Annotated in this window: 22 protein-coding genes; 11 read left to right on the top strand and 11 right to left on the bottom strand. The window is 51.6% G+C overall.

Annotation, left to right across the window (positions count from 1 at the left end; translation table 11 throughout):
* Positions 1-23 precede the first annotated feature (23 nt).
* Entirely contained in the window at positions 24-1,436 is a 1,413-nt protein-coding gene (locus PK629_03780) for an MATE family efflux transporter (protein ID HOP10593.1), read from the bottom strand.
* A gap of 163 nt (positions 1,437-1,599) precedes the next feature.
* Between PK629_03780 and PK629_03775 the strand changes: the two genes are divergently transcribed.
* The 11 genes from PK629_03775 to PK629_03725 all read left to right on the top strand — a co-directional run bounded on the left by PK629_03775 (position 1,600) and on the right by PK629_03725 (position 14,153).
* A complete protein-coding gene (locus tag PK629_03775; GenBank protein ID HOP10592.1) occupies positions 1,600-2,598 on the top strand; it encodes a DUF2804 domain-containing protein in 999 nt (332 codons plus the stop codon).
* Positions 2,592-4,361 (top strand): ABC transporter ATP-binding protein, encoded by a 1,770-nt coding sequence (locus PK629_03770; GenBank protein HOP10591.1) that lies wholly within the window; start codon positions 2,592-2,594, stop codon positions 4,359-4,361. Before PK629_03775 ends, PK629_03770 begins: the two co-directional genes overlap by 7 nt.
* Complete coding sequence (locus tag PK629_03765; protein HOP10590.1) at positions 4,358-6,178, top strand: ABC transporter ATP-binding protein; 1,821 nt, start codon at positions 4,358-4,360, stop codon at positions 6,176-6,178. The genes PK629_03770 and PK629_03765 overlap by 4 nt, the downstream gene beginning before the upstream one ends.
* A 96-nt stretch (positions 6,179-6,274) precedes the next feature.
* Entirely contained in the window at positions 6,275-6,556 is a 282-nt protein-coding gene (locus PK629_03760; protein ID HOP10589.1) for a YlmC/YmxH family sporulation protein, read from the top strand.
* Between the two features lie 19 nt (positions 6,557-6,575).
* Positions 6,576-7,163 carry a 16S rRNA (guanine(966)-N(2))-methyltransferase RsmD gene (rsmD, locus tag PK629_03755; protein ID HOP10588.1) on the top strand — a complete coding sequence of 196 codons (588 nt, stop codon included), beginning with the start codon at positions 6,576-6,578 and terminating at the stop codon, positions 7,161-7,163.
* A gap of 33 nt (positions 7,164-7,196) precedes the next feature.
* Positions 7,197-7,682: a pantetheine-phosphate adenylyltransferase gene (gene coaD / locus PK629_03750; GenBank protein ID HOP10587.1), complete on the top strand. Its 486-nt coding sequence runs from the start codon at positions 7,197-7,199 to the stop codon at positions 7,680-7,682.
* 74 nt (positions 7,683-7,756) lie between these two features.
* The gene (locus PK629_03745; GenBank protein ID HOP10586.1) at positions 7,757-8,230 is read left to right on the top strand and encodes an ATPase; all 474 of its coding nucleotides are present in this window, start codon (positions 7,757-7,759) and stop codon (positions 8,228-8,230) included.
* Positions 8,231-8,239: 9 nt separating this feature from the next.
* Positions 8,240-9,100 (top strand): hypothetical protein, encoded by an 861-nt coding sequence (locus PK629_03740; protein HOP10585.1) that lies wholly within the window; start codon positions 8,240-8,242, stop codon positions 9,098-9,100.
* 164 nt (positions 9,101-9,264) lie between these two features.
* Complete coding sequence (locus tag PK629_03735; protein ID HOP10584.1) at positions 9,265-11,217, top strand: hypothetical protein; 1,953 nt, start codon at positions 9,265-9,267, stop codon at positions 11,215-11,217.
* 8 nt (positions 11,218-11,225) lie between these two features.
* A complete protein-coding gene (locus tag PK629_03730) occupies positions 11,226-13,205 on the top strand; it encodes a hypothetical protein (GenBank protein ID HOP10583.1) in 1,980 nt (659 codons plus the stop codon).
* Positions 13,206-13,217: 12 nt separating this feature from the next.
* Entirely contained in the window at positions 13,218-14,153 is a 936-nt protein-coding gene (locus PK629_03725; protein HOP10582.1) for a patatin-like phospholipase family protein, read from the top strand.
* Between the two features lie 76 nt (positions 14,154-14,229).
* On the opposite strand, the gene PK629_03720 is transcribed toward PK629_03725, so the two are convergent.
* From PK629_03720 to PK629_03675, 10 genes are all read right to left on the bottom strand, one after another.
* A complete protein-coding gene (locus PK629_03720) occupies positions 14,230-14,988 on the bottom strand; it encodes a GNAT family N-acetyltransferase (protein ID HOP10581.1) in 759 nt (252 codons plus the stop codon).
* Positions 14,989-15,406: 418 nt separating this feature from the next.
* Positions 15,407-16,270 carry a radical SAM protein gene (locus PK629_03715; GenBank protein ID HOP10580.1) on the bottom strand — a complete coding sequence of 288 codons (864 nt, stop codon included), beginning with the start codon at positions 16,268-16,270 and terminating at the stop codon, positions 15,407-15,409.
* Positions 16,270-16,794 (bottom strand): hypothetical protein, encoded by a 525-nt coding sequence (locus PK629_03710; protein ID HOP10579.1) that lies wholly within the window; start codon positions 16,792-16,794, stop codon positions 16,270-16,272. Before PK629_03710 ends, PK629_03715 begins: the two co-directional genes overlap by 1 nt.
* Before the next feature lie 48 nt (positions 16,795-16,842).
* Positions 16,843-18,009: a phosphoglycerate dehydrogenase gene (locus PK629_03705; GenBank protein ID HOP10578.1), complete on the bottom strand. Its 1,167-nt coding sequence runs from the start codon at positions 18,007-18,009 to the stop codon at positions 16,843-16,845.
* A 68-nt stretch (positions 18,010-18,077) separates the two neighbouring features.
* Positions 18,078-19,166: a 3-phosphoserine/phosphohydroxythreonine transaminase gene (serC, locus tag PK629_03700; protein HOP10577.1), complete on the bottom strand. Its 1,089-nt coding sequence runs from the start codon at positions 19,164-19,166 to the stop codon at positions 18,078-18,080.
* Between the two features lie 445 nt (positions 19,167-19,611).
* Complete coding sequence (locus PK629_03695) at positions 19,612-20,634, bottom strand: sugar kinase (protein HOP10576.1); 1,023 nt, start codon at positions 20,632-20,634, stop codon at positions 19,612-19,614.
* Between the two features lie 15 nt (positions 20,635-20,649).
* Entirely contained in the window at positions 20,650-21,603 is a 954-nt protein-coding gene (locus PK629_03690) for a bifunctional 4-hydroxy-2-oxoglutarate aldolase/2-dehydro-3-deoxy-phosphogluconate aldolase (GenBank protein ID HOP10575.1), read from the bottom strand.
* 44 nt (positions 21,604-21,647) lie between these two features.
* The gene (kduI, locus tag PK629_03685; GenBank protein ID HOP10574.1) at positions 21,648-22,481 is read right to left on the bottom strand and encodes a 5-dehydro-4-deoxy-D-glucuronate isomerase; all 834 of its coding nucleotides are present in this window, start codon (positions 22,479-22,481) and stop codon (positions 21,648-21,650) included.
* 76 nt (positions 22,482-22,557) lie between these two features.
* Positions 22,558-23,316: a 2-dehydro-3-deoxy-D-gluconate 5-dehydrogenase KduD gene (gene kduD, locus PK629_03680; protein ID HOP10573.1), complete on the bottom strand. Its 759-nt coding sequence runs from the start codon at positions 23,314-23,316 to the stop codon at positions 22,558-22,560.
* 31 nt (positions 23,317-23,347) lie between these two features.
* Positions 23,348-24,493 (bottom strand): PLP-dependent aspartate aminotransferase family protein, encoded by a 1,146-nt coding sequence (locus PK629_03675; protein ID HOP10572.1) that lies wholly within the window; start codon positions 24,491-24,493, stop codon positions 23,348-23,350.
* Positions 24,494-24,521 lie beyond the last annotated feature (28 nt).

Here is a 24,521-nt window from a genome sequence, read left to right as displayed (position 1 = left end):
CTCCTGTTATATGTGAAATAGATTTATACTTTGATCGTCGACCATTTTCCGCTCGAAAACCGCCGATAGGTCAGTGTCAGGCGGATGCTCAGATCAATCAGCAGCGACATCCATGCGCCGATTAAGCCCCAACCGAGTGCCAATGCGAAGACATAACCGAGCAGCGGACGGATGATACCCACCGAGAACAGCATGACGTAAGCGACGTATTTGGTGTCGCCCGCACCGCGTAAACTGCCCGCCGAGACCACCGTCGAGGTCTGAAGCGGCACCGAGACCCCCGCGATAATCATAATGATAGCGCCGAGCGCGATGACTTCGGGATCTTGGGAAAACAACATCACCCAGAACTTACCCAGTGAAGCGAACAGAATCATGATCAGCAGCGAACCGGCCATGGCGATGCGTTGGGCGACCCGTCCGTAAACCGCGGCAATATCCGCCCGTTTTGCCCCTAGGTATTGGCCGACCAGCGTTGTTGCGCCGACCCCGAGGCCGTCTGCAAACGTAAAGGAGAGGTTGAGTGCCTGCATGCCGATCTGGTGGGTTGCAAATACCATTGTGCCGAGTTCGGCGACGACGCGTGCAAACATAAAAAATCCAAATCGCAGCACCATCTGCTCTAGCACCGCATTTCCGCTGACTTTGCCGATGGCGGAAAGGGCGTCTTTATTGATTCTCCAGCTCTGATGCCATCTCAGACGCAGATAGCCGTCTTTTGGCAGCAGAGAGATGACGGCAAGAACAAATCCGACCATATTGCCGATTGAAGTTGCGATTGCAGCGCCTTTGACGCCGAGTGCCGGAAAGCCCAGATGCCCGTTGATGAGCAAAAAGTTAAAAATGACGTTGACTACGTTGGCGGTCAGGTTGATGCGCATTGAAATTTTTGTATTACCGATACCGCGCTGTGCCGAAGTGATTGCCAGAGTGAGCGCCCGGAACATCAAGACCGAATTGATAATTTGAAAATAAATCGTGCTGTTTTCAATGGTATCCGCCTTGGCACCGGACAGTTCCATAAACCAACGGCCGAAAAAGATTGCGACCATCGACATAACCGCGCCCAAAACCAACGCAAGCAGCAGCGCCATCCGTAAAACCGTGTTGGCATCTTCTTGACGCTGTTCGCCTTTTCGCCTTGCGATGACGGCGGTGACACCGACGTTCAGGGCGATAAACAGTGCCAGTAAAACAAACGTGGGCTGTGTCGTGAGTCCGACAGCGGTGATAGCTGCCTCACCCAGAGAACTGACCATTGCGGTGTCGATGACCGAAATCAACGAAATCAACATCAATTCGACCACTGCGGGCAGGGCGAGTTTTATAAAAGTTGAATAGGCGGTTTTTGTATCCGGAAGTTCACCCTCAACGAGTTCCGGCTTTACCATACATTTCGGATCAAACAACCGTTTTACAAAGGATTTACAAGACAAAACAATACTCCGTTCTCGCGAGTCACGGCGAATGCGCTGCGGCGGTGTGAGTTAAGAATCATTATATAACGAAATCCCTCATATTTCAACCCGAAACCGGCTTGACAGCAGAGGCAAAAAAACTTATAATTTTCACTATGGCTTTACAAAAAGGAGGAATGGTATGGAAAGACATTTGACCGACATCGGTCCCGTCCTCGACAAGGACGGAAGACCCGTTCCGGGTTACAGCACGAAGAGTGTGCTTCGTTATGACCGAAAGGCCATCAAAGCCCCGCCGTGGCGAATCAAGGAGTGGGATTTTTACCAGATCACCGATGATCAAATTTGCCTGCAGTTTACCATCGGCCACGCCTCCTATGCCGGTCAGGTGTTGCTCATGGCTTTCGACTTCTCTAAAGGCGAAAAGCTGTTTGAATGCGGAACGCTGCTGCCGCTGCCGTTCGGTTCCCTGAATATGCCGCCTGACGCGGAGAAAGACGCCGTTTTATCCTGGGGAAAGGGCAGCCGCGTCATGAGTTTTGAGACGAAGAACGATGTGCGTACACTGCACTGCGTCTGGGACGATGTGCGCGCCGACGTCAAGCTCACCCGGAAAAATCCCAACGCACTCGTCATCAATATCCCCTTTTCGGAAAAGCCGACGGAGTTTTATTATAATCACAAGATCAATTGTATGACCGCCGAGGGTGGTTTTACATATAGCGGAAAAGAATATCAATTCGGAGACCGGGCGTTCGGATTGCTCGACTGGGGCAGGGGTGTATGGCCGTTTTCAAACGAATGGTATTGGAGCAGCGGCACCGGGATTGTCAACGGCGAGATCTTTGGATTCAATCTCGGCTGCGGGTTCGGCAATACCTCCGCAGCAACCGAAAACATCCTGTTTTACGCAGGAGAAGCCCATAAAATCGGCCCCGTGGCTTTTGAACTCGGAGAGAAATATATGCAGCCCTGGCGGCTGCACGACCGGGAGGATAGGGTGGATTTGACCCTGACGCCGTCCTATGACCGCACAACAAAGACAAAAATGCTCTGGATCGACAACGAATGCCATCAGATGTTCGGTAAGTTTGCCGGAAGCGTTGTGTTAAACGACGGGCAAAAGATTGTGATAGACAATTTGTATTCGTTTGCGGAATTTGCAAGAAATCATTGGTAAGATCAGTGAACAGTAAATCAATTATAAAAAGCGTATTTCAAAAAAATTGGATATCCTATTTTATCGGCATCGTTTTGGCGGGCGGTACGTCCTATCTGAGTGCCCAGATACCCGGCCTTTTAGGTGATGCCGTCAATGCGCTTTCGGACGGAAATAACGATTTTAACGCCGTTAAAACCGCAGCGATTCTGATGATCGCAGCAGCATCCGGGGCTTTTGCCGCACGGTTCATTTGGCGGTTTTTGATCATCGGGACCACGCGAAAAATCGAATTGAATCTGCGTATGGGGTTGTTCGGACATCTCCAAAGCCAGTCTGGCGACTTTTACGTCAAATATAACACCGGTGATATTATCACGCGCTCCATTTCGGATATCAACGCCGTTCGCATGATGTTCGGTGTCGGACTTGTTGGAATTATCAACACTGCTGTCACCACCGTCGTATCTGTTACATACATGGTCAATGCGGTGGATTGGACACTGACGCTTGCGGCGGTGGTGCCGCTGCCGATTTTGGCATTCGGATTGACCAAATTGCGCTTTACCATCCGCAAACGTTTTAAAAGGGCACAGGAGGCGGTCTCCGACCTGAACGCAAAGACCCAGGAGAATATCACCGGCATCCGGGTGGTCAAGGCCTATGCACAGGAAAAAAGCGAGACCGAGACCTTTTCCCGATTGAGTAAACGCAAGTGGGCCAGCGAAATGGCGATGGTGCGCGTTTCGGCGTTGATCGGTCCTTCGACCGCGTTGGTATTCGGCATCGTGTTCTCGGTGTTTTTAATGGTCGGCGGGAGAATGGTCATCGACGGCACGATGAATTTGGGTCAGTATGTGGCGTTTAACGGTTATCTGGCGTTGGTCGTGGAGCCGATGAATATGATCAGCCGGATTATGACGGTTTGGCAGAGAGGCCGGGTCTCGATGGGCCGGCTTGATCAGCTGTTCAATGAAAAACCCAGTGTCAACGACGAGAAAGCAGACAAGACCATCACGGAATTGGAAGCCGGGCAGCTTGAAGTTCGCGATCTCACTTTTAGTTATCCCAATACCGATAAATCTTCGCTTAAAGACGTCAATTTCAGTGTCAGGCAGGGCCAACTTTTGGCGGTAATGGGCGTAACCGGCAGCGGGAAAACCACACTGGCCAATTTGATTTTACGTCTGTGGCCGCTTGAGGACGGCAAGGTCTTCCTTGACGGCATCGATATCAATCAAATTCCGATTTTGACGATGCGTAAATACGCCGCTTTTGTCCCGCAGGACAGTTTCTTGTTCTCTGACACGATCGCCGAAAACATCGCGTTCTTTGACGAGGATGTGACCGACGAGCAGGTGCGGGAGGCGGCCAAACTGGCCTGTGTGGATGAAAATATTATGGCGCAGCCGGACGGTTATGACACCGTCGTCGGCGAACGCGGTATGACGCTTTCGGGCGGTCAGAAACAGCGTATCTCGATTGCGCGGGCGTTGGTTCGCAACCCGCGGCTGCTGTTGCTCGACGACTGCCTTTCAGCCGTGGATGCAGCCACCGAACAGGCAATTTTAAAAAATCTGACCGATGCGCGCGGCGAGCGGATCACCGTGTTCATCACACACCGTATCAGTGCGGCAATGGCCGCCGACAACATTCTGCTGTTCAACAAGGACGGCAGCGTGGCCGGCATCGGCAGCCACGAACAGCTTTTACGCACAAATAAGGCCTATAACGACCTGATCGAACTGATCAAATCCCGAGAGCGGGGAGGTGATATCCGATGAAGCCCACTGTCGGTGAACACCTTCCGAAAGGCCGCATGAGCGAATACGAGAAGAAAAAACGACGCCATACGCTCCGACGGCTGTTGAGGTATTTTAAATATTCTCCCTGGCTCACAGTGGGCGCATTGCTGCTTGCCGTCGTCTCCAACATCACCGTCACGTTAAAGCCCTTTATTCTCGAACGTGTCATCGACCAAAACCTGATGACGGGTCTGAACGATTATAACGCGCTGATAAAATGGGCGGGGCTGTATTTTGCTGTGATCGTGCTCGGCTTTGGGATCTCCTATGTCCAGTCCATCGCGTTAGCATCACTCGGGCAGCGCATTATGCATAAGATGCGTGTTTCGCTGTTCGATAAGATTCAAAACATGTCAATGCGCTTTTTCGATAAAAATGCTTCGGGCAGTATCCTGACGCGCGTTTCCTCCGACGTTGAGTCGCTGTCCGACCTGTTTTCCAACGTCATCATCAGTTTGGTGAGTGATTTTCTGTTGGTGGTCAATGTCTTGGTCATGATGTTTCTGATGGATGTGAAACTGGCTTTTTCAAGTTTGGTCATTTTACCGCTCGTACTCGCCATCGCCCTGCTTTACCGATTCATTGCACGCAGAATCTTTATTCGCATCAAAGCCCAACTCTCACGAATGAACGGATTTTTGGCCGAGAACATCATCGGTATGCGTATTGTACAGATGTTCGGCAGCCAGAGCAAAAAATATGAACAATATGACGGGCTCGCCAAAGGATATTACAAACTCAGCATGATGGATATGCTGCTGCGCTCGCTGTCGAACCCGCTGCTCGGACTGATCGGCAATATTTCAATCGGCATTTTGATCATCCTGTATGCAAAGGATGTGTTTGCGGGGGTTTTGCTCGTCGGTGTTCTGCACGCGTTTACTTCTTATATTAAACAGTTTATCAATCCGATCTCCCGCATCGCCGAACAGTTCACCAATATCCAGTCTTCATTGATCTCGGCGGAACGTATTTTCGATATCATGGACAATAGGGACGATGTTGAAGATATCGAGTCGGGCGATAAAGTGACCGAGGTTCGGGGAGAGATCGAATTTAAACACGTCTGGTTTGCCTATGACGAGGAAAATTGGGTGCTGAAAGACGTCTCCTTCAAGGTGTTTCCGGGCCAGACGCTGGCCATTGTCGGCGATACGGGCAGCGGCAAAACCACCGTAATCTCATTGCTTGCGCGGTTTTATAAGATTCAAAAAGGCGAAATTCTGATCGACGGCAAGAACATCGAGACCATCAATCTCTCATCGCTGCGGCGGTTGGTTGCGGTTGTGATGCAGGATGTTTTCCTGTTCTCCGGCGATATCGGCTATAACATCCGCCTTAATGAGGAGAGCATTTCTGATGAGGATGTCGACAGGGCGGTTCGGACGGTTCACGCCAATGATTTCATCCAATCGCTGCCGTGCGGCATTCAAAGCTCGGTATCGGAGCGCGGCTGTACTTTCTCCGCCGGACAGCGGCAGTTGATCGCCTTTGCCAGAGCCGTGGCGTTTGAACCGCGCATTCTGGTTTTGGACGAGGCGACCGCGAACATCGACTCCGCTACCGAGGCGGCCTTGCAGGACGCACTGACCGAGGCCTCAAGCAAGCGAACGAGCATCGTCATCGCCCACCGCATCAGTACCATCATGTCCAGTGATATGATATTGGTCATGCGGTATGGTGAGATCATTCAACGCGGCACCCATACCCAGTTGATCGCCGAGGGCGGGCATTATGCCGATCTGTGCCGGGCAGGACAAAATTCCACATACAGGCCGGAATCGACCGAGGGTTAACCGACGAATACGGCAGATCCGAAACTGCAGCTTACTGTAACAAATCGTATCTTTCCCGCATACAATGACTATACAGGTTGCGGGGAGGGATCGGATATGATCAGCAGTTTTTACGAGTTGCGCGATAAGGACGTTGTCAATGTCAACAACGGGGAACGGTTGGGACGCATCTGCGATATCGACATTGATCTGGAGACAGCACGGGTATGTGCGCTGATATTACCGGGAAAATGCCGCTGTCTGGGGCTTTTCGGCCGTGAAGATGACATCACAATCGCATGGAATGAGATCACTTTAATCGGCGAGGACGTCATTTTGGTTAATAAATGTATGCCGCCGTGCGATAATAGGCGCTGTAAAAGCCCGCGTATTGACTAAAACCGTTTCATAGCGTATAATAAACCCATGTGAAAGGGGTGGGGAACGTATGCGCGTAATCGCCGGAAGCGCAAAGCGCAAACCGTTGAAAAGCACCGAAGAACCCGAGATGCAGCCCACCATAGAACGGGTCAAGGAAGCGGTTTTTTCAAAACTGCATTTCGAATTGGAGGGCAGGCGGGTGCTTGACCTCTTCGCCGGTTCAGGGCAGCTCGGAATCGAGGCGCTCAGCCGCGGAGCGGCGCATTGTGATTTTGTGGACAACTCCAAAGCCTCGCTCAGTTGCGTAAAAAAGAATGTGGAGTCCTGTGGCTTCACCGATCGCGCAGGAATTTACAGCACGGACGCGTTCGGTTTTATCAAGTCCGTCAACGAAAATTACGACATTGTTTTGCTCGATCCGCCGTTTAAACACGGGATTTTGGATAAGATGCTGCCGCTTGTGGCAAAGCATGTGGAGAAGAGCGGAATCATCTATTGCGAGACCAGCGACAAAGAGCGTCTGCCGGAGATCGCCGGAGATTTTGTGATGGATTCCCAGATTAAATACGGCTATATCAAGACGACTTATTATCGGCATAAGGACTATCATGAGGAAGAAGATTGATGGCCGCCGGTTTTACGGAAGGAATGATGGTGTATGAAGAAAATTGCAATTTGTCCCGGGAGTTTCGACCCCGTGACTTACGGACATATCGATATCATACGGCGGGCAGCCTCGCTGTTTGATGAGGTCATTGTCGTGGTTGCCAACAATCCGGATAAGAAACGGCATTTTACGGCGCAGCAGCGGTTGGAGTTTTTAAAAGAGTCCCTGTCCGATATCTCAAATGTGTCGGTTGACGTTTGGGACGGCCTGACCGCCGAATACGCCCGAAAGGTCGGTGCCGCCGCCATTGTCAGAGGTCTGCGCGCGATGACCGATTTCGAGAATGAATTCCAATTGGCGTTGACCAATAAAAAGCTTTATCCCGACGGCGATACCGTGTTTTTGACCACGAAGCTCGAAAACCTGTATATGTCGTCCTCGATGGTTCGGCAGTTAGCGGGTTTCGGCGGCGATACGACCGAATTTGTTCCTCCCTGTGTCAGTGCCGCTTTTAAAAACCGGGGAAAAAACAAATAAATATCTTACATAAAAGATGAAAATCAATTCGGCAGGAATTTTCCGGCCTTTGTGAAAGGATGGGACCATATCTTATGTCAGAAAAACGGCTCAGCATTGAAGACATCATCGACGAGATCCATGATTTACTTGACAAAGCGTGGGATTTGCCGCTGTCCAGAGGGCACAGTGTTGTTGATGCGGCGAAAATGCGCGATCTGCTGGAGGAAATCCGCGGTGGTCTGCCTGATGAGATCGGGCAGGCGCAGAAAATCGTTGCCGACCGCAGCGACATCATCACATCCGCCAAACGGGAGGCAGAGTCAATCATCGCAGCTGCCGAGGAACGTGCGAAAAAACTCATTTCCGAAGAGCGAATCGTGCATGATGCAAAGGAACTGGCTCAGAATATTGTCAGTGACGCCGAGTACAAAGCCGGGGAAGTCAAGCAGGGCGCCGTTGTTTTTGCCGACAACATTTTAAAGCGAACCGAAGATGAATTTACCAAGGGGCTCAACGACCTTCGTCAGTCGCGTGCGTCCCTTCGCAATACCCGCAGAGAGGATTAATCAGGTCTGATGGCGCGTAAAAAAGAAATTATTACAACTTTATTCGAAAGCGGAGTCGTCAGTGTCGCCCAACCGGATCAACCGTTCTGGCGTTCAACAGGGCGTCTTGCTGCGGTAAAAATTCGCACACAGCGTATTTTGGAAAATGACGATACGTCCGCTTCTGCGACAGCACTGGCCGATACGGCCTCCGACAGCCCGATGCTCATTACGAGAACATTGGGAACCTTGTGCAAACAGATGATGGATCGGTCACAGTCCTATCGGACAGTCATCGAGCGTTCCGTCGAGTTTCTCATGTCTGAACCGACCTGTCAAAGAGCCAATGCGGTTGCGGGAAGTCCGCACAACGGCTGGTTGTTTTCCATTCCGATTGCACAGCGTCTTGAGCTGCCGCACGCGATGATTTTTGACGATAAAAAGATTGTACTCTATCATGAAGGCCGAAGCAGTGAACTGAACGACGCACTCGGAAAAAAGTTTTTATTAGTAGGCGATATCATCGGCGGCGGCAACACCTATAACCGGGTTTGGCTGCCTGCAATCAATGAGACAGGCGGTTCGGCTGCGGTTGTATATAACATCATCGACCGCCGGCAGGGTGGGAGCGACCGGCTGGTGACGCTGGGCATTCCGCCGTTTTCGCTGTGCGATACCGATGCAACCTTTTTCCGCGAGGCCTTTGATTATAATCTCATCGATCAGGGTCAGCTGGATTTCGTGCTGGCCTATATCGCCGATCCGATCAAATCCATGTTGGACTTTGTACGTGAGCATCCCGATTTCATCACGAAATCCCTTGAAGGCGACGAGAGGACCAAAGCAGCCGCGATGCTCTGTCTGGAGCATGGATACTATACTGCAAAATAGCAGCATGATGCTGCATTCAAACGCGTCATAAAATCCGTGTTCCGTTTGCCACATAGCGCGCGCTTCCAACCACGATGTTTAAAATGGCTTACCGGAGAAAAAAGATTTAATAAAAAAATTATTTTTACGATAACAATAAAACAAAAAACGGAAAGGTGTTCGTTATGAGATTTCGCCAGATTCACCTCGATTTTCACACGTCCGAATGTGTTCCGGATGTCGGAGGCAAGTTCGACAAGAAACAGTTTCAGGAAGCGCTGAAAGTCGGCTGCGTCGATTCAATCACGCTGTTTTCCAAGGGCCATCACGGCTGGTGTTATCATCCTACCAAAGCCAATGTAATGCACCCGAAATTGAAGTTTGACCTGCTCGGTGCGCAGCTTGAGGCCTGCAAAGAACTCGGCGTGCGCACGCCGATTTATATTTCTGCGGGATTAGATGAAAAAGAGGTAGGCCGTCATCCCGAGTGGCTGGCGCGCAATGCCGACGAGAGTACTCTTGTCACTAAAAATTTCGACGAACCGGGTTATCATTGGCTCTGCTTTAACACCGGTTATCTGGACGTGCTGCTTGCGCAGATACGCGAAGTGGCCGAGTTATATCATCCGGTTGAGATCTTTTTGGACATCTGTGCGCCCAAGCCCTGTTATTGCAGCCGCTGCCGCGCGGATATGAAGAAAAAGGGGCTTGACGCCGCGAATCCCGACGACGTGATGAAACAAGCCGAGGACGTCTACGCCAACTATGCCCGCAGCGTGCGTGAGGCCATTGATTCGGTCGATAAAAATATCGCTGTCTTTCACAATTTCGGCCATCTGCATTGCGGGCGGCGCGATCTGGCCGATTTTCAGACCCATCTCGAGCTCGAATCGCTGCCCACCGGCGGCTGGGGATATGACGACTTCCCGTTCTCCGCGCTCTATGCCGAGACGTTAGGAAAAGAATACCTCGGCATGACCGGGAAATTCCACAAGAGCTGGGGCGAGTTCGGTGGATTTAAGCATCCGAACGCCCTGCGTTATGAGACCTCTCTTTCAGCGGCGCTCGGCGCCGGAAGTTCGGTCGGCGATCAGCTGCATCCGCTCGCAAAAATGGACATGTCCACTTATAAACTCATCGGCGCCGCTTACAGCGAACTCAAAGAGAAAGAGCCGTGGGTTAAGGATACCCGCGCGGTGGCTGATATTGCGTTGCTGTCGTCCGAGGCCGTCGGCGTCGCCGCAGGGAAAGAAATCAAAAGAACCGCCGATATCGGCGCTAACCGGATGCTGCTCGAGGGGAAATACCTCTACAGCGTCATCGATACCGAAGAGGATTTTTCGAAATTCAAGCTGCTTGTCATGCCCGACTGCGGCCGGGTGACTCCGGCAGTTGCCGCAAAACTGAACAGCTATCTCAAAAACGGCGGCAAATTGCTGGCATCCGGCACAAGCTGCTTAGCGATAGATAAAGACGAATTCGCGGTCGATCTGGGGGTAAAATACCTCGGTGAGAACGAATTTTCTCCGACTTATCTGAACAGTCAAGACCGTCTCAAGACCAATAACGGCGTTTTGCTGATGTACGGGAAAAATCATCGTTTCGAGACAGCGGGCGCGACGGAATTCGCAGCCGTCCAGAATCCCTATTTCAACCGTACCGCCGCACACTTCTGCTCGCATGCCCATGCGCCTAATGACCCGACCGACGTCGGACCCGGTGCGGCTTTGACCAAGAACACGGCTTATATCGGTTGGGAGATCTTCTCCGATTACGCCACCGAAGGCGCGCTGCAGTGCAAAGAACTGGTCACCGCACTGATCGAAAAGCTGATCGGCAGTGAAAAGACACTCCAAACCAATCTGCCCGACCGTGGCATCGTCACGCTGCGTAAAAAGGGCGATGTGCTCATCAACCACCTGTTGTTCGCGCACACCACCGTTCGGGGCGCCAACACCGAGGTCATCGAGGACCTGCTGCCGATTTATGACACCACTGTCGAAATTAAGTTGAAAAAAGCCCCGAAATCAATCGTTTTACAGCCGCAGGGCAAAGCGATTCCGTTTGAATATCAAAACGGTGTTTTGCTGTATACCGTTGAAAAATTCACCTGCCATCAGATGATCGAAATCAAATAAGGAATAACATGAGCTATCAGTACATTTTACGCTATGGAATCGCCCCCGGCTTCCATGAGGAGGAGGCTGTCTCGGGGCTGTTGGAATTCTGCCAAAGCGCCCAAATCGACAATGTGATGTTCCATCTCAACTGCGAACAGCTCAACCGGGGCCATATCTCGATTGAACAGACAACGCCGTGGCTTGAGACGATCAAAAGGGCGGGGGAACAGCTTGCCGAAATCGGGGTAAAGACCTCGATCAATCCCTGGATCACGACGCTGCATGCCGACCGGGGACGCAAACTGTGGGATTTTAACAAGTTCGGTACGATGGTCGACCCTTGGGGGCAAAAAGCCACTGCGGTCGTCTGTCCCGCCGATCCCGAATTTCAGAAATACCTCTGCGAGATGTACGCCTATTACGCTACCATACAACCCGATACGATCTGGGTCGAAGACGATTTCCGTCTGCATAACCACGCACCGCTTAAATGGGGCGGGTGCTTCTGCGAACGGCATATGGCAATTTATTCAGAGAGAGCGGGAAAGCCGCTTTCCCGCGAAGAATTTGTCAAAGGTGTTTTGATGCCCGGCGAACCGCATCCCTATCGTAAAATCTGGCTTGACGTTTCGCGTGAAACCATGCGGGGACTGGCGAAAAAAATCGGTGCCGCAGTGCATGCGGTATCACCTGAGACCAAAGTCGGCCTGATGAGTTCTTCCCCCAAAGTCCATTGCGCCGAGGGACGTGATTGGAGCGGTATTTTACGCGGCCTCGCCGGTGAAAACGATCCTGTCAGCCGTCCGCATCTGCCGTCTTATCAAGATGTGACAATGGCGCAGTACGAGTGGAATTTTGCCGCGCACTCCTGCCAAACCGCTGCCGATTGTCCGTCCGAGACGTTGATTTATCCCGAACTAGAGGGTTATCCGTTCGGGCGTTTCGTCAAGTCCAAAGCCATGATCCGTGCGCAGCTGCTGACTTCGGTTTTGCTGCCCGCCGACGGCATGACGTTAAATCTTTTTGACATGATGGGTGACGTCATCATCAAAGAATACGGCTACGACAAGGTTTTATCTCAGGCTAAACCCGTTTTGGAACGCATTACAGCGCTTGGTTTGAAGAATATGCAGCGCAAAGGCGTCTGCGTTCCGATCAATGAAAAGGCCTCCTATTCACTACACACCATAAAAGGTGAGCGCATGGAGGAACTCTATCCCGACGAGAGCTTTTGGTTCTCATTTTTGTCCGCTCACGGTATCCCGTGCCGCTTTGTGAAAACTACCGATTTTAGCGGTGAAATCGTCGCGGTCTCGGGGCAGTATTTCCGTTCGTTGACTGAAGACATGATCAAAAAGCTGTTTACGCACAATATTGTTTTATTGGATGGTGAGGCCGCGAATACCCTGTTCGAGATGGGACTCGGCGAATTGGCGTTGATCTCAGGCTGTGAACGGCAGACCGGCGACGCGGGTCCTGCGATCTGGCACCAAGTCGTCAACGGCGTCGAATATACCGCAATCCCCGAGGCCAGAGTCGGCGTCGGCGATTGTTATTTCAACATCCGATACAGTGAAGCGCCTTATCTGATCACCGAGGCTAAAAACTACATGGGCGAGGCAGTCGGAAACGGCATTGCGCTGACCGGGTCGAAATGCCTCATTTTCCCGTTTTCCTCACCGGATATGCCTTCCGCTTTACTGACGCCGATTCACCGCGATATTCTGTTCGGCGTGATTGCCTCGTGCAAATCAGCGATGCCCTGCGCGGTCGGCGGAACCTACCTGTTTCCGGCGCTGTTTTCCCAAGAAGACAAGGACATTCTGTTGATTGTAAATTTTTCGCCGGACGAAACCGACGACATCACCGTGTTCATCCCGAGACCCGAACAATATCGAAAAATCATTTTAGACGGCTGTGAAGACCCGGAGCATAACGGCGAGTATTATAGTTTCCGCAAAAAGCTGGCGACCGGGGAGGCAGCTGTTCTGACCTTGATTCGTTAAGGAGGCGGTCGGATGCTGGACAAATCTAAAATCAAAGCGTTTAACGAACTGAAAATCGGCCTTGTGATGTCGGGCGGCGGTGCAAAAGGCGCCTATGAGGGCGGTGTGATTGCGGCGCTTTATGATCTCGATCTGCGCGATAAAGTCAAAGCGGTTTCGGGTACATCCATCGGCGCGTTGAATACGATGCTGTTTGCCACCGGGGATCAAAAACTCTGCCGAGAGCTTTGGAATGAGAAGGACGTCGCGGGATTTATGTTTAAAAACGGCAGAGTGCCGTCGGAAAGGAGAAAAGAATTTTTAAAATTCGTCAATACCGGGCGCGGTTTTCCCGATTTCCACTCGGCGATCTCCTACATAGCCGCCGGAAACCAGTCGGCCTTTACGCTTGAGGGCGTTCGGCAGTTCATCCAGTCCTGCGACATCGCGCCACTGTGGCGTGACGGACGGGATTATTATGTCTGTGCCTATAACTGTGAGCGGTTTGAACCGGAATATTTTCATCTGAACGAATGCGATTATAAACGCGCCGTCGACTGTACGTTGGCCTCGGCTGCGATCCCGTATCTGTTCGAGCCGATTGTAATGGACGGCATCCGGTATTGCGACGGCGGAATCGCTGCCCCCGGGTCTCCGGATGAAAATGCTGACGGAACGCCTTTCAAGCCCCTTTTAGAAAAAGACTTGGATATCCTCATCGGCGTGCATCTTCGGGAGCCGTCACAGGTTAAAACGATCCCTTCGACGCCGGAACGGGAGGTCATCGATATTGTCCCGACCCGTTCCATCGAGCCGGTCAGGGGCATTTCGGCCATGAATTTTACGCATTCTTATCTGCGCGATAAATACGAACTCGGATATCGGGATGCAATGAGCCTATTAGCGCCGAAAATCATCTCTTGGCTCAAGGCAGCAGAAGAGAAAAAATCCCTTTTCAAGCGTTCTTGAACGCAAACCACCCATCCGGTTTTTGATCGGAATAAACAAATCCGATATCTTCATAAACGCCTGCGCGTCAAGAGAATTATTGTTTAAATGCAAACCAAGTGTCTACATTCCAATCGGAATAAACAAATCCAATGTCCTCATAGACACGCATGGCGACCGGATTTTCGACCCATAAATAAATATCTTTATTGTTATAATGCTCGAGCTGAAAGCGCATCGCCGCGCTCATCATCGCCCGGGCATACCCTTTTCCCCGAAACTGCGGCAGGGTAAAGACGTCCTGTACCAGTGCAAGATGGGTGATATTGTCGTGTTCAATGCTGACCGAGGCAGCGCCGCAGCTGTTTTCACGCCCAACAAATACGTCGATACTGCCGTAATTCATGCAATCGCGTGTGGCCAGCGCGCACCAGTCGCCGCCGTCGTGGGCGAAGAACATATTATAAATCTCATCGTCAAAGCGTTCTTTACGAATAATCTGCAGCTTCGGAGAGGTGTATTCCTTGAGTGAACCGCCGCCCCATAACATCAGTTTTCGGTCAGCGACCTCAATCGTCCAACCGCGTTTTCGGAGCGCCGGAGTCAGCAGCTCACGTTCGTTTTCAAAACCGCCGAAGAAGATGCGCGGTGTGACGGCTTTGGTATAATAAAACGCTTCGACCATCTCCAGCGCCGATTCCGAGTCAGACAAATCAGAGATCACGGCGTGGTTGCAGTCGTGCGAATTTTTATTGGTGTCGGAATAGAAAAAGTGGGCAAAAGAGGTCTTTATAAGATTCGCGCAGTGGCACAGCAAGTTGTTTTCACAGGTCATGACGGTTTTTAAATCGGTCATCAAATCACCTCAAAGCTATTATATAGTTTTAAAATAAAAAAATAAAGATCTCTGTAACAAAAGGGTGAAAAGTGTGGTCATATAAGCGGACCGGAGGCGTGAGCATCCGCCTCCGGTCCGACGGCCATACCTAAAGGGAGATAACACAAAAGGGGTAGCTTAAAAGCTACCCCTTTTGTGTTTGGGAAGAAAAGGCTTTACGGCCTTTTCTTCTTTTTAATAATGCGCTTAAAAGCTACCCCTTTTGTGTTTGGAAGAAAATTCGGTTTTGTCTTTGCGAGGAGAGGCGCGGGACTTGATACTGCGCCCGACGAAGCAATCCAGAGTACCGTGTCCGGATTAAACGGTGATCTAATTCGACCGCAATGTCTGGATTGCCGCGGGGCTAAAGCCCCTCGCAATGACGTTAAATTCAATATCAAATCAGCGTCAGCTGTTCATTCTTTTCTTCCAGCATGTTCATATAGCGAAAAATCTGACCCACATCGTGCATCACGCCGTGTTTTTCACATTCATTGTGGAAAATTTTCATCAGTTTCGGGCTGTTGTCGCTGATGCACGAGTAGGCAAGCCCGTATTTTTGAATGTATTTTTGCATTATGCCCGGGAAATGCCGGTTGAGCGCGGCATAAAAATACTCGCGGTCACCGTCGCGCAAGGTTACCCCCATATCCCAGCAGATAATGCCTTTCACCCCGGCCTCGAAACAATAAGATAAAATCCCGCGCAGGTTTTCTTCGGTGTCGTTTATAAATGGCAGTATCGGACACATCCAGACCACCGTCGGAATGCCGTTATCACGCAAAGTTTTCAAGACCTCAAACCGCCTTTTGGTTGTGCAGACGTTCGGCTCGAGAATTTTACATAAATCCTCGTCATAAGTTGTCAGCGTGATCTGTACCACACATTTGGCTTTTTCATTAATGCTTTTCAGCAGATCGAGGCCGCGCAGAATCAAATCGGATTTCGTCAAAATCGCAAGTCCGAATTCCAATCGGTCAATCACTTCAAGGCAGCGGCGGGTGTATTCGATTTCCTTTTCAAGCGGGATATACGGATCGCACATTGAGCCGGTTCCGACCATGACGCGGCTGCGCTTTCGAAGCAATTCGCTTTCCAACTGTTCGGGTGCGCCGGTCTTAACCTCGATATCTTCAAAATCGTGCAAAAACTGATAACACAAACTGCGGCTGTCGCAGTAGATACACCCGTGCTGACAGCCGCGATAAATATTCATGCCGTTTTTGGCAGAAAGAATGGATTTGTATTGTTTATAATGCATTACTCAGCGATAAAGTGGCAGATGTCGAGGATGATCTCGCCGTTCTCGTCGGGTTCTATAAAGCGCGGATAAGCATAGCGTTCAAAGAACCAGTATGCTCCTTGTTCATCGGTAACGATTCTCATGCCGTCGGCCTGAAGCTGTTTGTTGCAATTTTCTTCTTGAAAATAGACATTTGCCTCACTGCCCCTGACCCAGCAAACGCCGAGGTCGGCAGCGGGGAAGTCATGAGAATCAAAGCCATCGGGAACAACTGTTTCAGCCGGTAGGAACATACCGATCCAATACTCAAACGGCTCGTTCTTTTTCCAACGCATCAATCCGACATGAGCGCCGCCGTCTTCATATACAGAGAGAAATTCCGGCGTGTAAAGCGCTGTGAGAGATGCAAACCGATTTGTATTTAACCACTCGTGCCATTGAAAGCTGTAACCGAGGTTTACACGATCCTTTTCGCCGTACCGAATGCCGATAAACCTTGACGCGGGAACCTTTTGGCGATAACACCTGACTATTTCCGGCATATTACTCCTCCCTTGCTAAAGTCAATTTTCGAATATTTTGAAACCTTATTAAATAATCCTTGCGCCGGTCACGCCCATAATTCCCAAAATTCGCTCGAGTAAAGGACGGGTGTCGGTGAGTTCATTATCCAAATCAATCAGCGTATAAGCCCAGTTGCCGCGGCTCTGGTTGGACATGTATTCGATATTATGTCCGCCGCCGGAGATGATCGACGTAATGGAGCTGACCATGTTGGGAATGTTTTTATGCAAAACAGTAACACGGGGCTTGCCGCCGTAGGGCACATTGCAGGCCGGGAAATTGACCGAGTTGCGGATGATGCCGTATTTGAGATAATTGATCATCTCTTCGGCGGCCATCTCGGCGCAGTTGTCCTCGGACTCGGGGGTCGAAGCGCCGAGGTGGGGGATGCAGAGCGTGTTGGGCAGCGCAAGCACTTCTTTGGACGGGAAATCGGTGGCATAACAGGCAATCGTACCGTCTGCGATGGCATCGGCCAGCGCGGCGGTGTCGACGAGTTCCCCGCGTGAAAAGTTTAAAAGCCGCGCCCCCTTTTTGGTGGCTTGAAACAGTTCTTTTCCGTACAATCCTTTGGTTTTTTCGGTGTAGGGCACATGCAGTGAAATATAGTCGCTGGTGGCGACAAGTTCCTCAATGGAACAGGCTTTTTTGACGGCACGCGATAAGCTCCAGGCCGCGTCGACGCTCAAAAACGGATCGTGACCGCAGACCTGCATATCGAGTGCGTAACCCGTGTTGGCGACCTGCGCGCCGATGGCGCCTAGTCCGATGACGCCCAGTTTTTTGCCTCTGATCTCCGGGCCGATAAACTGCGATTTGCCTTTTTCAACCGTCTTAGCAACATCTTCCGCATCCGTCAGCGTTTTTGCCCAGGCAATACCCTCGGCGATCTTGCGTGATGACAGCAACAAGGCCGCGACGACGAGTTCTTTGACGGCATTGGCGTTCGCACCCGGCGTGTTAAAGACCACGATGCCGCGGTCGGAACAGGCGTCAATCGGAATATTATTCACGCCTGCGCCCGCTCTGGCGACTGCCAGCAGCGATTTGGGCAGCTCCATATCGTTCATATTGAAGCTTCGCAGAATAATTCCATCCGGTTCTGTACAATCGGAACAGACTGTGAATTCAGGCGGCGTCAGCAGGGACAGGCCGGAGTCGGAAATGGCGTTTAACGTTTGAATCTTATACATAAGATTACCATCCTTATATTAATATGGGAAGTTTAGTTCGGAAGAATCAAAACTTTTGGCTTGAAAAATTAATTTTTCAAGCTTTCCCCCTCGAACTTGGCCATAAATTCCACCAAAGCTTCAACACCCTCGACCGGCATTGCGTTGTAGATGCTTGCGCGCATACCGCCGACAGTGCGGTGGCCTTTGAGATTGACAAAACCCGCTTGTTTCGCCGTTTTGATAAACATATCGTTGAGTTCCTCGGTAGGCAGAATGAATGGGATGTTCATCAGAGAGCGATCATTTTTAACGACCGTGCCTTTAAACAGTTTTGAGTTGTCGAGGAAATTATATAAAATCGCGGCTTTTTTCTCGTTGATTTTCTGCATTTCAGACACACCGCCGCGTTCCAGCATCCATTTGAACACCAAACCCATGACGTAGATCGCATAAGTCGGCGGGGTGTTGAACATCGATTTTTCCTTGGCGTGAATCGCATAAGAGAGCATGGTCGGGGTGTTCGCCGGCTCGTGCCCGATCAGGTCGTTTCGAATAATCACGACCGTAACGCCCGCCGGCCCGAGATTTTTCTGCGCACCGGCATAAATCATTCCGAATTTGGTAATGTCAATCTGTTCGGAGAGAATTGATGAAGACATATCCGCAATCAACGGTACATTCCCGACGTCGGGCAGTTTTGTGAACCGGGTGCCGTAAATAGTATTGTTCAGAGTGATATGAAAATAATCCGCGTCCTTGGAGAAGGTGTTCGGGTCAAGGTCGGGGATGTAGTTGAAAACTTTGTCTGCGGAACTTGCAACGACGTTTGCCGTGCCGAATTTGGAGGCCTCGGCGACCGCACGTTTGGACCATTGCCCGGTTATAACGAAATCAGCTTTTTTACTGCCGGTTAAAAGATTCATCGGGATCATATCGAACTGCAGCGAAGCGCCGCCCTGTAAAAATAATACGGTATAGTTGTCGGGGATCGCCATCAGCGTACGCAGGTCGGCTTCGGCCGCTTCAATGATGGCTTCGTAATCCTTGGAGCGGTGGCTCATCTCCATCACCGACATGCCGCAAGTGCCGTAGTTGACCAGTTCGCTCTGTGCTTTTTGCAGTACTTCGAGCGGGAGCATGGAGGGACCCGCAGAGAAGTTAAATACTCGTTCCATATTTGTGATCTTCCTTTCGTCTTTGCCGCGATTGCCATGATGTGTAATATTATACGCTATTTTTGCATACCGTGCAAGCCCCTGCGAGAGACAGAGAAGAGAGGGCAGGGGGATTATTTTTGTAGGGCGGGGCATCCCTGACGCGACGTGTACCGCAGGAAAAAGAAGAAAATCAAAAGCAAAAACTGGTACCGCCGCAGTGGGTAATCGGGACATGTAGGGAATGGTCTTGACCATTCCGAAAAATCGCAAGTGAAAAAATCGGAAATAAAAAAGCGGGATCCGGTTTGTCATTCTGAGCGCAGTCGAAGAATCTCGGACTGATGAAAGCAAAAAATAAAAAGGCGGAGATCGGTTTGTCATTCTGGGCGCAGTCGAAGAATCTCGGGCTGATAAAAACGAAAAATAAAAGGCGGGGAATTCCCCGCCTTTTTAAATCGCAATTTTACCGCTGGACTCTACCGCTGCCGTCGCCGCCCGCGAGGGCTTTGACCTCTGCGACCGAGACGTGGTTGAAGTCGCCTTCGACCGCATGCTTCAGGCAAGAGGCCGCAACCGCGAATTCGAGCGCATCGGCACTGCTCATGCCGGTCAGTATGCCGTAGATCAGGCCGCCGCCGAAGCTGTCTCCGCCGCCGACCCGATCGACGATGTGCACATCGTAGTTCTTGGAGAAATAATAGTCCTTGCCGTCATAAAGCATACCGGCCCAGTTGTTGTCGTTGGCCGATTTGGAGCTGCGCAGCGTGATAGCCACCTTTTCGCAGCCGAACCGCTTGGAGAGTTCCGCCGCGACGAACTTGTAACCCTCGTGGCTCAGCTTACCGCCGCCGACATCGGTGTTCGGGGCCTTAATGCCGAAGACCTTGTCCGCATCCTCTTCGTTGGCGATGCACAGGTCAACGTACTTCATCAGTTCGCCCATGACCTTGCCGGCCTTCTCGGTCGACCAGAGGTTTTTGCGGTAATTCAAATCGCAGCTGACCTTAACGCCGAGTTTTCTTGCGGTTTTCACCGCATCGAGGCAGGCCGCAGCGCAGTTGTCGGACAGGGCGGGGGTGATGCCGGTAAAATGGAACCACGCACAGCCCGTAAAAATTTTTTCCCAGTCGAACTCGGACGGATCCGCCGCCGCGATCGAGGCGTATTTGCGGTCGTAGATGACCTTAGAAGGACGCTGGGAAGCGCCTTTTTCGCAATAATAGATGCCCAGCCGTTCCCCGCCGCGTACAATCATCGAAGTATCGACGCCGAAACGGCGCAGCTCGTTGACGGCTGCCTGGCCGATCTCATGCGCCGGAACTTTGGTCACAAACGCCGCGTCGAGGCCGTAGTTGGCCAAACTGACGCTGACATTGGCCTCGCCGCCCGCATAATAGACGTCAAAGCTGTCGCATTGGACGAACCGCTGGTAGTTCGGGGGCGAGAGCCGAAGCATGATCTCGCCGAAACAGACGATTTTAGCCATGTCAATCGCTCCTAATTAAAACTTTTTTTGCAGCAGATGCAGGGTGAAGCCGTTCAGATCGATATCGAGATAAGCGGCATTCAGCTTGCCTTTGTCGTTGTATTTCATGCCATCCGGGTTGAACTTGATGCCCTTGTCGGTCATGTAGCGCACGCCGCGCTCGGTGCTGTTGGTCGCGATGGCGACGTGGCCTTTTTCCGCCAGATAGGGCGTCATGACCTCAAACTCAGTGCCGACAAAACCCTTTGTCTGCGGCAGGTCAAACGCCATCGAAAGGAACGCCTTGACCGTATCGGTCTGCGCGTCGTCTTTGGTATAGATGCCGACGTGGGCGATCTGGTAGCCCAGAATCGCTTTGACGGCGGTTTTGGTCAGTTCGGTGATCTTGGCGTAGTTGCCCTCTTTGATCGCGACTTTGTCAATGACGAAAGAACCGCCGCAGGCCAATACATTGGGCAATGCCAGATAGTCGGCGATGTTTTTCTCGTTCACGCCGCCGGTCGGCAGGAACTTCATCTGCGCATACGGGCCTCCGAATGCTTTCAATGTCGCAATACCACCCATCTGTTCGGCGGGGAAGAACTTGACCGCAGTCAGACCCATCTCGAGCGCCGCTTCGATTTCTGCGGTGCCGGAAACGCCGGGCATGACCGGGATTTTGTTGTCGAGGCACCATTGGACGACCTTGAGGTTAAAGCCTGGGGCGACAATATATTTTGCGCCGCATTCGACGGCTTCTTTCGCCTGTTCAACGGTCAGCACCGTGCCTGCGCCGAGGATGATTTCGGGAACTTCCTTGGCGATACGGCGAATGCAATCCGCTGCGGCTGCGGTGCGGAACGTGATTTCGGCAACGGGAAGACCGCCCGCGACCAGTGCTTTTGCCACAGGTACTGCGGTATCGGCATTATCCAGTGCAATGGCGGGTACGAGTCCGTATTCGCCGATAAGTTTAAGCAGATCGTTCATAAATATGACATCCTTTCCGATTGCGAAAGTTTTCTCTTTATAGATTATTTCATGTCGACGGGCTTGATAAAGTCCTGATCGGTAAAGGTGTAGTTCTCACCGGCCATGGCCCAGCAGAACGCGTAATTCGAAGTTCCCGCTGCCGAGTGAATCGACCAGGTCGGGCTGATGACGGCCTCGTGGTCTTTCATGACCAGATGGCGGGTTTCGGTCGGTTCGCCCATCAGGTGGAAGACGACGTCGTCCGCGCCGAGGTCAAAGTAGAGATAGGCCTCCATGCGGCGGTCGTGGGTATGCACCGGCATGGTGTTCCAGATGCTGCCCTTTTCCAAAATCGTGACGCCCAGCATCAGCTGGCAGCTCTTGGCGATACCGTCGGCGTGGATGTATTTATAGATTGTACGCTCGTTGCAGTTGGCCTTGTCACCCATATGCGCCGGAGTGGCTTTGGTGATGTCGATGAGAACGGTCGGATAAGCCATATGCGCCGTGCAGGAGACAAAATAGAGCTGGCAGGGGTTGGCTGCATCTTCACTGGCAACTGTGACGTCTTTGTTGCCCTTGCCGACATAGAGCGCGTCTTTGTTGTTGAGAACGTATTTCTTTCCCTCGACCGTGACGACAGCTTTTCCGCCGCCGGTGTTTAAAAACGCCAATTCACGGCGTTCGAGGAAATACTCGGTTTTGAGTTCCGGTTCCTCGAGTTTCAAAGTCTTTTTCACCGGAATGCAGCCGCCGATGATATAGCGGTCGTAATGGGAATAGACCATTTTAATTTCGTCTTCAACAAACAAGTTTTCAATTAAAAACCGTTCACGAAGCTCATCGGTGGTCAGGTATTTTGCATCGTCGGGATGGGAGCACTGTCTGATATCCAACATAATTATAACATTCCTTTCATTTAAAGCGGGAAGTTTGGCCTGTCAAGGATAAACTTCTGGGTAAGTCGAAGACTTACCTGGCTAACCAACCGCCGTCGCAGGCAATCGTGAAACCGTTGACATAGTCCGCTGCGGGTGAGGCCAAAAAGACCGCGACGCCGGCGACGTCATCGGGGGTGCCCCAACGACCTGCCGGAATGCGTGCAAGAATGCTGGCTTCGCGTTCGGCGTCGGCGCGGATCGGTGCGGTGTTGTTGGTGGCCATATATCCCGGGGCGATAGCGTTGATATTGATGTTGAATTTGGCCCATTCGTTGGCGAGTTCCATCGTGATGCCCTTGACGCCGCTCTTGGATGCGCAGTAAGACGGAACGCGGATGCCGCCCTGATAGGAGAGCATCGAAGCGATGTTGATGATCTTGCCGCCGCCCTGTTTCATATATTCCTTGGCGACGCGCTGGGAGAAGAAAAAGACGGTTTTGAGGTTGATGTTCATTACGTCGTCCCAATCCTTCTCGGAGAAGTTGATCGAATCCTCACGGCGGATGATACCGGCGTTGTTGACGAGGATGTCGACGTGGCCGAATTTGGCGACGCAGTCTTTGACAATGTCATCGATCGGCTCGATGGACATCAGGTTGGCTTTTTGGCCTTCAAACCGTCTGCCGCAGGCCTCAACAGCCGCTTTGATCTCTGCGAAATCGCCGGGATAAGAGGCGCCGTAGATGTCCGCGCCAGCTTCAGCCAGACCTTTAGCCATGCCGTAACCGAGACCGACTTCACAGCCGGTGACGATGGCGACTTTACCTTTGAGAGAAAAATTGGTTGACATAAAAAACACTCCTTTGAAAATGGTATTGGGATTACTTGAGGGTATTGAGCGCGTTGTCAAGATCCGCGCACAGGGAATCGGCATCCTCAAGGCCGACCGAGATACGGAACAGCCCGGAGGGAATATCGATTTCGGCAAGTTTTTCGGGTTCGCCCGCACCCGGGAAGTTGAATAAGCTCTCGTAGCCGCCCCAACTCGGGCCTTCTTCAAAGTACTGCAGCGATTTGAGCGCCTGAAGCACTTTTTCTTTCGGGGCCTTAGCGATAAAGGACATCAGGCCGGTATAGCCGCGCATCTGTTTTTTACCGAGTTTGTAGCCGGGGTCACTTTCGAGTCCCGGATAGTAAACCCGTTCGATCATCGGATGCTGCTCGAGGAACTTGGCGACCTGTACGCCGTTTTTACAGTGCTGCTCCATGCGCAGGGGGAAGCTTCTCAGGGAGCGGGTCAGCAGCCAGGCCTTCATCGGGTCGACACATGAACCGTAGGTGGTGCGTTCGTTCCAGCCGAATTTGCTGAGTTCAGGGTCTTTGGTGATAATGACGCCCGCGATGATGTCGCTGTGTCCGCCGAGGTATTTGCTGGCGGAATGCATCACGACGTCCGCGCCCAGATCGAGCGGGTTCTGAAAATACGGGGTCGCCCAGGTGCTGTCAATCAGCACTTTGATGCCCTTGGAATGGGCTAACTTGCTGATTGCGGCGATGTCCTGCACCAAAAAGATGTTCGACGACGGGCTTTCAAGGTAAATGATCTTTGTATTGGGCTGAATCGCTGCTTCAAATTCGTTCAGGTCATCACCGTGGACATAGGTCACGCCGATGTTGTAGCGCGGACAGAGCGTGGTGTCAAAGAAGGCCTTGACCGGCAGATAGACGCTGCGCACGACAACCGCATGGTCACCGGATGACAGCAGCGCCATCAAGGAACTGGTGATCGCCGCCATACCGGAGGCGAACAGCAGGGCATGGTTGCCTTTTTCAAGCTGCGCAATTTTTTGTTCGGTAACCTTAACGGTCGGGTTGTCCACGCGGGTGTAGACATAGCCAAAGCTCTTTTCCTTGCGGGTAAACAGGGTGTTTTCGAAGATCGGGGGCACAACGGCACCGAGGTATTGGGTATAGTCGTCGCCGAGGTGGGCGACGGTATTCGGTACTTTGGAATAATCCTTTTCCATGATGTAATCGCACTTTCTGCCCGATAAC

This window comes from Oscillospiraceae bacterium (assembly GCA_035380125.1).
Classification (GTDB): Bacteria; Bacillota; Clostridia; order Oscillospirales; family JAKOTC01; genus DAOPZJ01.
Note: the sequence above shows the minus strand (reverse complement) of the source record. Positions and strands in the feature narration are given on the sequence as shown.

Coding starts and splice junctions, on each gene's coding strand:
- PK629_03775 (HOP10592.1), top strand. CDS start 1,600: ATGGAAAGACATTTGACCGACATCGGTCCCGTCCTCGACAAGGACGGA.
- PK629_03765 (HOP10590.1), top strand. CDS start 4,358: ATGAAGCCCACTGTCGGTGAACACCTTCCGAAAGGCCGCATGAGCGAA.
- PK629_03760 (HOP10589.1), top strand. CDS start 6,275: ATGATCAGCAGTTTTTACGAGTTGCGCGATAAGGACGTTGTCAATGTC.
- coaD (HOP10587.1), top strand. CDS start 7,197: ATGAAGAAAATTGCAATTTGTCCCGGGAGTTTCGACCCCGTGACTTAC.
- PK629_03745 (HOP10586.1), top strand. CDS start 7,757: ATGTCAGAAAAACGGCTCAGCATTGAAGACATCATCGACGAGATCCAT.
- PK629_03740 (HOP10585.1), top strand. CDS start 8,240: ATGGCGCGTAAAAAAGAAATTATTACAACTTTATTCGAAAGCGGAGTC.
- PK629_03735 (HOP10584.1), top strand. CDS start 9,265: ATGAGATTTCGCCAGATTCACCTCGATTTTCACACGTCCGAATGTGTT.
- PK629_03730 (HOP10583.1), top strand. CDS start 11,226: ATGAGCTATCAGTACATTTTACGCTATGGAATCGCCCCCGGCTTCCAT.
- PK629_03725 (HOP10582.1), top strand. CDS start 13,218: ATGCTGGACAAATCTAAAATCAAAGCGTTTAACGAACTGAAAATCGGC.
- PK629_03720 (HOP10581.1), bottom strand. CDS start 14,988: ATGACCGATTTAAAAACCGTCATGACCTGTGAAAACAACTTGCTGTGC.
- PK629_03715 (HOP10580.1), bottom strand. CDS start 16,270: ATGCATTATAAACAATACAAATCCATTCTTTCTGCCAAAAACGGCATG.
- PK629_03710 (HOP10579.1), bottom strand. CDS start 16,794: ATGCCGGAAATAGTCAGGTGTTATCGCCAAAAGGTTCCCGCGTCAAGG.
- PK629_03705 (HOP10578.1), bottom strand. CDS start 18,009: ATGTATAAGATTCAAACGTTAAACGCCATTTCCGACTCCGGCCTGTCC.
- serC (HOP10577.1), bottom strand. CDS start 19,166: ATGGAACGAGTATTTAACTTCTCTGCGGGTCCCTCCATGCTCCCGCTC.
- PK629_03695 (HOP10576.1), bottom strand. CDS start 20,634: ATGGCTAAAATCGTCTGTTTCGGCGAGATCATGCTTCGGCTCTCGCCC.
- PK629_03690 (HOP10575.1), bottom strand. CDS start 21,603: ATGAACGATCTGCTTAAACTTATCGGCGAATACGGACTCGTACCCGCC.
- kduD (HOP10573.1), bottom strand. CDS start 23,316: ATGTCAACCAATTTTTCTCTCAAAGGTAAAGTCGCCATCGTCACCGGC.
- PK629_03675 (HOP10572.1), bottom strand. CDS start 24,493: ATGGAAAAGGATTATTCCAAAGTACCGAATACCGTCGCCCACCTCGGC.